Source organism: Nocardia sp. NPDC004722, assembly GCF_053601505.1.
The window spans coordinates 1-1154 of the sequence record NZ_JBSGBY010001103.1; the positions used below are offsets into that span (position 1 = coordinate 1).

Annotated in this window: 1 protein-coding gene; it reads right to left on the reverse strand. The window is 70.2% G+C overall.

Going from position 1 to position 1154, the window contains the following annotated elements:
- Positions 1-1148: phosphoenolpyruvate--protein phosphotransferase (gene ptsP / locus ACWELQ_RS46085; protein WP_452403257.1), on the reverse strand; the 1148-nt coding region annotated here is incomplete at its 3' end.
- Positions 1149-1154: the final 6 nt, after the last annotated feature.

Genomic DNA, 1154 nt, shown 5'->3' on the forward strand with positions numbered 1-1154 from the left:
AGCGGGATCACCGGCGGTGCCACGCTGAGCTCGTCGACGCCGAGGCCGAGCAGCAGCGGGATCACCGTGGGGTCGGCGGCGGCCTCGCCGCAGACCGCGACGCGCGCGCTGCCCGCATCGCGGCACACCATGTCCACGAGGCGCAGCACGCCCGGGTCCAGGGCATCGGCTAGGGCCGCGACGGCATTGTTCCCGCGCTCCGCCGCCAGCGCGTATTGCACGAGATCGTTGGTGCCGATGCTGAAGAAGTCGACGTGCGGCGCGAAGGCGGCGGTCTTGGCGGCGGTGGCCGGAACCTCCACCATGATGCCGACTTCCGGTGTGGCGCTTGGCAATGCGACCTCGTCCAGGATCTGCCGGGCCGCCAGCAGCTCGCTGAGCTGGGTGACCATCGGGAACATCACGCTCACCGTGTGATCGGCGGCAACCCGGCAGATGGCCGTCAGCTGATCACGCAGCAGCTGCGGGCGGGCGAGGGCGAGGCGGATGCCGCGCACCCCCAGGAACGGGTTCGCTTCCGGCGGCTGCGCGATGTACGGGAGGGGCTTGTCGCCACCGACGTCGAGGGTGCGCAATACGATGCGGCGGCCGTCGAAGGCTTCGGCGATCGCCCGGTAGGTGCGCTCCTGTTCGTCGATCGAGGGCGCGTGATCGCGTGCCATGAAAAGGAATTCGGTGCGGACCAGTCCCGCCATGTCCGCACCGCCGCGCACGGCCGCACCGGCATCGGCCACCTCACCGATATTGGCGGCGATGTGAATGAGCTTCCCGTCAATGGTGCGGGCCGGTTGTGCGGCGGCGGCCGCGGCGGCCGCCCGCTGTCGTGACTGCTGGCGGGCGGCACGATCGAATTCGGCCCGGGAGTCGGGGTCGGGGTCCACCAGCAGCCGCCCGGTCGCGCCGTTGAACGCGACCACCGTGCCCTCGGGTACCGCGAGGATTTCCGGACCGGCGCCCACGATGGCCGGAATGCCCTGCGAACGCGTCAGGATCATGCTGTGAGAGGTCGAACTGCCTTGCGCGAGAACGACTCCCTGAACCAGCAAGGGATCCAGGGTGGCGGCCTGAGCCGGGGTCAGGTCTGCGGCGATGAGAATGCCGGAGACCTGTCCGAGGTCGTCGGTGACGCCGAGCAGTGCCGCGAGCACCTGATC